Here is a 7,910-nt window from a genome sequence, read left to right on the forward strand (position 1 = left end):
CGCCCGAACCGACCCCCGTGACGAGGTGATCCCCGTGACCGCTGCCGCCCGACTGCGGTGGACCGTCAACCTGTCGATCGTGTTCGGCGAACTGCCACCCGCCGAACGTCCCGCCGCCGCCGCGGCGGCCGGCTTCACGGCCGCCGAGCTGTGGTGGCCCTTCGGCGACGAGCACGCCCCCGCGCCCGCCGCCGTCGAGGCGCTGCGGCGGTCGTTCACCGACGCCGGCGTCCGGCTGAGCGGCCTCAACCTGCTGGACGACCTCGGGCGGGGCGAACGCGGCACCGCCTCCGACCCGGCGCAGCGGGTCCGCTTCCGCCGGAGCGTCGAGGTCGCCGCCGACCTCGCCGCCTCCCTCGGCTGCACCGCCCTCAACGCCCTCTACGGCAACCGGGTGCCGGGGCTCGACCCGGCGGAGCAGGACGAGCTGGCCCTGGAGAACCTGGCGTTCGCGGCGCGCGCCGCCCACCGCGTCGGCGCCGTTCTGCTGATCGAGGCGCTCAACTCCGCCGAATCCCCCCGCTATCCGCTGGTCTCGGCCAAGGCCGCGGTCGATGTCGCCGACCGGGTCGACGAGCTCACCGGTCTCGGCAACGCCCGCTTCCTGTGCGACCTCTACCACCTGGCGCGGATGGGCGAGGACCTGCCGCGCGTGATCGGCACCTACGCGGACCGGATCGGCCACGTCCAGATCGCCGATGTCCCGGGACGGCACGAACCGGGAACGGGGACCCTTGACTTCGAGGACCTCTTCGCCCGCCTGGCCGCCTCCGGCTACGCGGGTCCGGTCGGCCTGGAGTACCGCCCCACCGCCCCCGGCCACGCCACGTTCGACTGGCTCCCGCGCGCCCACCGCGCGGGCGGCTGACCCCGCGCCGTTCTCGCGCCCCCGCACCACCGCTCCCGCTTCCGCACCACCGATCCCACGACGACGAAAGGACGCCGCACGATGAGCGCCACACCCGCAGGGCCCCGCCGGATCGCCTTCATCGGCCTCGGCATCATGGGCGCGCCCATGGCAGGCCATCTCGTCAAGGCAGGCCACCAGGTGACCGGCTTCGACCTCTCCCGGGGCCCGGTGGACCGCCTCGTCTCCCAGGGCGGCCGGGGCGCCTCCGGCATCGCCGAGGCGGTGGCGGACGCCGAGGTCGCCATCACCATGGTGCCCGCCGACCCGCAGGTCAAGGCGGTGCTGCTCGGCGAGGGCGGCGTCCTGGCGCACGCGAGGCCGGGCACCCTCGTGATCGACATGAGCAGCATCACCCCCGGCACCTCGCTCCAGGTCGCCGCCGCCGCGGCGGGCGTGGGCGTCCGCACGCTGGACGCCCCCGTCTCCGGCGGCGAGGCGGGCGCCGTCGAGGCCGTGCTGTCCATCATGGTCGGCGGCGGCGCGGCCGACTTCGCCGAGGCCAGGCCGCTGTTCGACACCCTCGGCACGACCGTGGTCCACGTCGGTCCGACCGGCGCCGGACAGACCGTCAAGGCGGCCAACCAGCTGATCGTCGCCGTCCACCTCCAGGCGCTCGCCGAGGCCGTGGTCTTCCTGCGGCAGGCCGGGGTCGACCTCGCGTCCGCGCTGGACGTGCTCGGCGGCGGCCTGGCCGGATCCACCGTCCTGGCCCGCAAGCGCGCGGCCATGGAGAGCCACGACTTCACCCCCGGATTCCGCGTCGACCTGCACCACAAGGACATGGGCATCGTCACCGAGGCCGCCCGCGCCCTCGGCGCCCCGCTGCCCGTCGGCTCGCTGGTCGCCCAGCTCGTCCAGTCGGCGCGGGCCAACGGCGACGGCGGCCTCGACCACTCCGCGCTGCTGCGCGGAGTCGAGCGCCTGGCCGGTCACTGACCGGCCCGACCCCCGCACCAGCACCCATAACCCACACCACCCACACCACCCACACCCACACCCACACCACCCTCAGACAGGAGAGCGCATGGCGCGCATGACAGCGGCCCGAGCAGCGGTGGAGATCCTGAAGCGTGAGGGCACCACCCACGTCTTCGGCCTGCCCGGTGCGGCCATCAACCCGTTCTACGCGGCGATGCGTGCCGACGGCGGCCTCAGCCACATCCTGGCCCGCCACGTCGAGGGCGCCTCCCACATGGCCGACGGCTGGACCCGGGCCAGGGCGGGGAACATCGGCGTCTGCCTCGGCACCAGCGGCCCGGCGGGCACCGACATGATCACCGGCCTCTACGCGGCAGCCGCCGACTCCGTTCCCATCCTCTGCATCACCGGCCAGGCGCCCGTGGCCCGGCTCCACAAGGAGGACTTCCAGGCGGTCGACATCTCCTCCATCGCCGCGCCGCTGACCAAGATGGCGATGACCGTGCTGGAGCCGGCTCAGGTCCCCGGCGCCTTCCAGCAGGCGTTCCACCTGATGCGCTCCGGCCGCCCGGGACCCGTGCTGATCGACCTCCCCGTCGATGTGCAGTCGGCCGAGATCGAGTTCGACCCGGAGACCTACGAGCCGCTTCCGGTCTACCGGCCCGCCGCCACCCGCGCCCAGATCGACCGGGCGCTCGACCTGCTGGCGCGCTCCCACCGCCCGCTGATCGTCGCCGGGGGCGGCGTGGTCAACGCCGACGCGGCCGACGCGCTCGTGGAGTTCGCCGAGCTGACGGGCGTCCCGGTGGTGCCCACCCTGATGGGCTGGGGCACGGTCCCGGACGACCACCCGCTGATGGCCGGGATGGTCGGCCTCCAGACCTCCCACCGCTACGGCAACGCCAGCATGCTGGACGCCGACTTCGTCCTCGGCATCGGGAACCGCTGGGCCAACCGGCACACCGGCGGCCTCGACACCTACACCCGCGGTCGCACGTTCGTCCACGTCGACATCGAACCCACGCAGATCGGCCGGGTGTTCGCCCCCGACTACGGCATCGTCTCCGACGCGGGCGCGGCGCTCGCGCTGTTCGTCGCCTCGGCCCGGGAGCGCGCGGCGGCCGGCACGCTTCCCGACCGGTCGGGGTGGGCGGCGGCCTGCGCCCGGCGCAAGGCCACCCTGCTGCGCAGGACCCACTTCGAGGAGGTGCCGATCAAGCCGCAGCGGGTCTACCAGGAGATGAACAGGGCGTTCGGCCGGGACACCCGCTATGTCTCCACCATCGGCCTCTCCCAGATCCAGGCCGCGCAGATGCTCCGCGTCCACCGGCCACGGCACTGGATCAACGCCGGGCAGGCGGGGCCACTCGGCTGGACCGTGCCCGCCGCGCTCGGCGTGGCCGCGGCCGAGCCGGACGCCACCGTCGTGGCCCTGTCGGGCGACTACGACTTCCAGTTCATGATCGAGGAGCTGGCCGTGGGCGCGCAGTTCCGCATCCCCTATCTCCACGTCGTCGTCAACAACGCCTACCTCGGCCTGATCCGCCAGGCACAGCGCACCTTCGACATGGACTACTGCGTGCAGCTGTCCTTCGACAACATCAACGCCCCCGAGCTCGGCGGCTACGGGGTGGACCACGTCAGGGTCGCCGAGGGCCTCGGCTGCAAGGCGATGCGCGTCTCGGACCCCGAGCTGATCGGGCCCGCGCTGGAGGAGGCGAAGAAGCTGATGGCGGAGTTCAGGGTGCCGGTGGTGGTCGAGGTCATCCTCGAACGGATCACCAATGTCGCGATGGGGACCGAGATCGACCGGGTCACCGAGTTCGAGGAGCCGCCCGCCCCCGGCCAGGGCGACGGGGCCCCCGACCCGGCCCCGGCCCTCGCCGACCTCGGCTGATGCTGCTGCGACAGCTGGAATACCTGGTCGCCCTGGCCAGGGAGCGGCACTTCGCCCGCGCGGCGGCGGCCTGCTTCGTCTCGCAGCCGTCGCTGTCCGCCGCCATCCGCAAGCTCGAACGGGAGCTCGACGTTCCGATCGTGCTGCGCGGCCACCGGTTCGAGGGCCTGACCCCCGAGGGCGAACGGGTCCTGCTGTGGGCGCACCGCATCCTGGCCGAGCGCGACGCGCTGTGGCAGGAACTGTCCGAGATGCGCGGCGGCCTCAGCGGCACCCTGCGGCTGGGGACCATCCCCACCGCGCTGAGCGCCGCCTCGCTCCTGACCACGCCGTTCTGCGAGCGGCACCCGCTGGCCCGGGTCTCGCTGGAGTCGCTGTCCTCCCGCGAGATCGGCCACCGGCTCGCCGAGTTCGAGCTCGATGTCGCCCTGACCTACCTGGACGACGAGGAGCTGCGGCACGTGCGCCGATATGTGCTCTACCGGGAGCGCTACCTGCTGCTGACCCCGGACGGCGGGGAGACGCGGTCCCCGGCGAGCTGGGCGCAGGTCGCCTCGCTGCCGCTGTGCCTGCTGTCGCCCCAGATGCGCAACCGCCGCATCGTGGACGAGTACTTCGCCGCCGAGGGCGTCACCGCGACGCCCTCCGTCGAGACCGACAGCGTCGCCGGGCTGTACGCGCACCTGTCGGGCGGCCGGTGGTCGAGCGTGATCTCGCACGCCTGGCTGCACATGTTCGGCGTGCCCGAGGGGATGCGCGTCGTTCCCCTGGAGTGCCCGGCGCACGGCCCCCGCGTCGGCCTGGTCATCGCCGACCGCAGCCCGGAGTCGGTCCTGGGCCGGGCCCTGCTCGACGTGGCCCGCCAGATCCGCGTGCACGACACGCTCAACTCGCTGCTCGACGGCCACCTCGCCGGCCGCGCCGGTTGATAGCCCTCTTCTATCCGCCCATAGAGAGGAACGCTTTGACCGCGGACCCCCGCGCTGAGGACCGTAGAGGGCAACCGCCACAGACGGAAGAAGGGCCGAGACCATGGCAAAGGTGCTGTGCGTACTGTACGACGACCCGGCCGACGGGTATCCGACCTCCTACGCCCGTGACAGCCTGCCCCCCATCGACCAGTACCCCAACGGCCAGACCACGCCGACCCCCCGGGCCGTCGACTTCACCCCGGGCCACCTGCTGGGCAGCGTCTCGGGCGAGCTCGGCCTGCGGCGGTTCCTGGAGAGCCGCGGCCACACCCTGGTGGTCACCTCGGACAAGGACGGCGACGGCTCGGAGTTCGACCGCGAGCTCGGTGACGCCGACGTGGTCATCTCCCAGCCCTTCTGGCCCGCCTACCTCACGCCCGAGCGGATCGCGAAGGCGGAGAAGCTGAAGCTGGCCATCACGGCCGGGATCGGCTCCGACCACGTCGACCTCGACGCCGCCATCGAACACGGCGTCACGGTGGCCGAGGTCACCTACTGCAACAGCATCAGCGTCGCCGAGCACGTCGTCATGATGACGCTCTCCCTGGTGCGGAACTACCTGCCCTCCCACCAGACGGTCCTGGACGGCGGCTGGAACATCGCCGACTGCGTGGCGCGCTCCTACGACCTGGAGGCCATGCACGTCGGCACGGTGGCCGCGGGCCGCATCGGGATCGCGGTGCTGCGCCGGCTCGCCCCGTTCGACGTGAAGCTGCACTACACCGACCGCCACCGCCTGCCCGAGCACGTGGAGGACGAGCTCCAGCTCACCTTCCACGAGAGCGCCGCCGACATGGTCCCGCACTGCGACGTGGTCACCATCAACGCGCCGCTGCACCCGGAGACCGAGGGGCTCTTCGACGACGAGCTCATCGCGCGGATGAAGCGGGGCGCGTACCTGATCAACACCGCCCGCGCCAAGATCTGCGACCGCGACGCCGTGGGCCGCGCGCTGCGCGACGGCCGGCTGGCGGGCTACGCGGGCGACGTCTGGTTCCCGCAGCCCGCCCCGTCCGACCACCCCTGGCGCACCATGCCGCACCACGGCATGACCCCGCACATCTCCGGCTCCTCGCTCTCGGCCCAGGCGCGTTACGCCGCGGGGACGCGGGAGATCCTGGAGTCCTGGCTCGACGGCACCCCGATCCGCGACGAGTACCTGATCGTCGACCAGGGCGGCCTCGCGGGCGCCGGGGCGCACTCCTACTCGACCTCGTCCACCGCCTCCACCGCCTCCTCCACCAAGGGCACCTGAGGCACCCGGGGCACCTGAGGCGGGACGCCCCGGAACGGCGACACCCCGTCCGCGCGGCGCGGGACCCGAGGACATCCCCGGGCCCGCGCCGCCACCGTTTCCCGGGGCGGAGGGGGCCGAGGGGGCCGTCTCAGGCGCCGTCCCCGAACCGGTCGCGCTGGATCCGGTGGGCGAGGGCGCGCCGCACGGAGGCCGACCCGGCGGTGGGGGCGGTCTTCGCGGGGAGGTCGAGGCCGCGGCTGATCTCGTCGTACGCGTCCCGGTAGCCGCGGGGCATCTCCGCCCGGTGCAGCGCCAGATCCTCTTCGACGAGCCGCCGCAGCTCGTCGACGTTCCGGGGCGTGAAGCGCTTCCTCCCCCGGGCGAGGGCGTCGACGCAACGGGTGCAGCGGGCGGTCTCGTGGAAGGTCTCGGAGATCTCCTCCGCGAGGCCCCACAGGCGCCCTTCGAGCCAGGGCACGTCGCGCTGGTCGAGGGAGAGCCGCGTCGGCGGCGGTGGGTCGCCGTTCCGGTACTTCGTCACCTGCTTGGAGACGGCGGGCTGACTCATGTCGGTGAGCCGGGCGATCCTGTCCTGGGTCCAGCCGAAGCCGGCGAACAGCGCGATCATCTCGGCGCGCAGCCTGCGCATCTCCTCGCCCGCGCGGATGACCTCGTTCATGCCGGCGAGCATCCGCGCGGCCTGCTCCTCGGTCAGCGTCTCGGGGCCGCGGTGCGCGTCCTCTTCGCCTGCCACAGCTCGTTTATACACCCGAGCGCGCGCGCCGTCATAACCGGGTTGTATAACCTGGTTATGGCTGGCAGGATCCCTCGCATGCCCACCTTCTGCGCGCCCGACGGAACCCGGCTGGCCTACCGCGTGACCGGGGACGGCGACCCGCTGCTCTGCGTCCCGGGAGGCCCCGCGGACTCCCGGTACCTCGGTGACCTCGGGGGCCTGTCCGCCCACCGCCGGCTGATCGTGCCGGACCCGCGCGGCACCGGCCGGTCCGCGATCCCCGACGACAGGTCCTCCTACCGCTGCGATCGCCTGGTCGGCGACGTCGAGGCGCTGCGTGAGCACCTCCGGCTGCCCCGGGTGGACCTGCTCGGCCACTCCGCCGGGGCGAACGTCGCGACGCAGTACGCGGCCCGGTACCCGCGGAACGTGAGCAGGCTCGCCCTGATCGGTCCCAGCACCCGGGCCATCGGCATCGCGGTCACCGCGGAGACGCGGCGCGAGCTCGCGAGGCTCCGGAGCGACGAGCCGTGGTTCCCGGCGGCGTTCGCCGCCCTGGACGCGATCGCCGCGGGCACGGGCGCCGACTGGGAGGCCATCGCCCCGTTCCTCTACGGCCGCTGGGACGCCGCGGCGCAGGAGCACCACGCGGCCGGGCGGCCGGGCAACGCGGAGGCCGCCGCCCTCTTCGCCGCCGAGGGCGCCTTCGACCCCCGGGCCACGCGTGCGGCGCTCGCCGGCTTCGAGGCTCCGGTCCTGCTGCTCACCGGGGAGTTCGACATGAACAGCCCCCCTCGGCCGACGGCCGCGTTCGCGGCGCTGTTCCCCGACGCCACGCTCGTGGTGCAGCCGGGAGCGGGCCACTACCCCTGGCTCGACCACCCCGGCCCGTTCGTGGCGACCACCGCCGCGTTCCTGGGCTCGCGCCCGCCGGATGACCGGGCGGCCGTCATCCCGGCCACCCGCACCGAAGTTGCGGATGCTGCCTGGCGTGGCGCCGAACGAGCGGATACGGTCCCGGATGGCACGGCAGAGTTCTGAACTCGACTGTACCGGGCCGGACTTCGTCACTTCCGAACCGGAACCTCCGAACCGGACGCGGCGGTTCCCGGCCAGGGTTCGCACTCCGCTCGGGCCTCCCTTCCCAGGAACCCCCTCTCCCTGGAGCCGACATGCGAAGACCACGCTGGACCACGCCCCTGCTGCTCGCCGTCACCCTCACCCTCTCCCTCCCCCTGGCC

7 protein-coding genes are annotated in these 7,910 nt (G+C 73.3%); 6 read left to right on the forward strand and 1 reads right to left on the reverse strand.

Annotated features, from left to right (window positions below; translation table 11 throughout):
• The first annotated feature begins 34 nt into the window (after positions 1-34).
• From ADY01_RS29350 to ADY01_RS29370, 5 genes are all read left to right on the forward strand, one after another.
• The gene (locus ADY01_RS29350; protein ID WP_049579544.1) at positions 35-868 is read left to right on the forward strand and encodes a hydroxypyruvate isomerase family protein; all 834 of its coding nucleotides are present in this window, start codon (positions 35-37) and stop codon (positions 866-868) included.
• Between the two features lie 81 nt (positions 869-949).
• A complete protein-coding gene (locus ADY01_RS29355; RefSeq protein ID WP_049579535.1) occupies positions 950-1,846 on the forward strand; it encodes a 2-hydroxy-3-oxopropionate reductase in 897 nt (298 codons plus the stop codon).
• A gap of 88 nt (positions 1,847-1,934) precedes the next feature.
• Complete coding sequence (gene gcl / locus ADY01_RS29360) at positions 1,935-3,725, forward strand: glyoxylate carboligase (RefSeq protein WP_049579537.1); 1,791 nt, start codon at positions 1,935-1,937, stop codon at positions 3,723-3,725.
• Positions 3,725-4,654, forward strand: a complete 930-nt coding sequence (locus ADY01_RS29365; protein ID WP_049579538.1) for a LysR family transcriptional regulator — start codon at positions 3,725-3,727, stop codon at positions 4,652-4,654. Before gcl ends, ADY01_RS29365 begins: the two co-directional genes overlap by 1 nt.
• A 103-nt stretch (positions 4,655-4,757) precedes the next feature.
• Positions 4,758-5,951: an NAD-dependent formate dehydrogenase gene (locus ADY01_RS29370; RefSeq protein WP_049579540.1), complete on the forward strand. Its 1,194-nt coding sequence runs from the start codon at positions 4,758-4,760 to the stop codon at positions 5,949-5,951.
• 130 nt (positions 5,952-6,081) lie between these two features.
• Here ADY01_RS29370 and ADY01_RS29375 read toward each other — a convergent pair whose 3' ends face one another.
• Positions 6,082-6,687, reverse strand: coding sequence for a helix-turn-helix domain-containing protein (locus ADY01_RS29375; RefSeq protein WP_049579542.1), 606 nt, complete (start codon positions 6,685-6,687; stop codon positions 6,082-6,084).
• A gap of 78 nt (positions 6,688-6,765) precedes the next feature.
• On the opposite strand from ADY01_RS29375, the gene ADY01_RS29380 reads away from it, so the two are divergent.
• The gene (locus ADY01_RS29380; RefSeq protein WP_078900717.1) at positions 6,766-7,710 is read left to right on the forward strand and encodes an alpha/beta fold hydrolase; all 945 of its coding nucleotides are present in this window, start codon (positions 6,766-6,768) and stop codon (positions 7,708-7,710) included.
• Positions 7,711-7,910: the final 200 nt, after the last annotated feature.

This window comes from Streptomyces sp. SBT349 (assembly GCF_001083795.1).
In the GTDB taxonomy this organism is placed as follows: Bacteria; Actinomycetota; Actinomycetes; order Streptomycetales; family Streptomycetaceae; genus Streptomyces.

What these genes read in the sequence shown, in the direction of transcription:
- gcl (WP_049579537.1), top strand. Translation starts at nt 1,935, where the DNA reads ATGGCGCGCATGACAGCGGCCCGAGCAGCGGTGGAGATCCTGAAGCGT.
- ADY01_RS29355 (WP_049579535.1), top strand. Translation starts at nt 950, where the DNA reads ATGAGCGCCACACCCGCAGGGCCCCGCCGGATCGCCTTCATCGGCCTC.
- ADY01_RS29365 (WP_049579538.1), top strand. Translation starts at nt 3,725, where the DNA reads ATGCTGCTGCGACAGCTGGAATACCTGGTCGCCCTGGCCAGGGAGCGG.
- ADY01_RS29380 (WP_078900717.1), top strand. Translation starts at nt 6,766, where the DNA reads ATGCCCACCTTCTGCGCGCCCGACGGAACCCGGCTGGCCTACCGCGTG.
- ADY01_RS29370 (WP_049579540.1), top strand. Translation starts at nt 4,758, where the DNA reads ATGGCAAAGGTGCTGTGCGTACTGTACGACGACCCGGCCGACGGGTAT.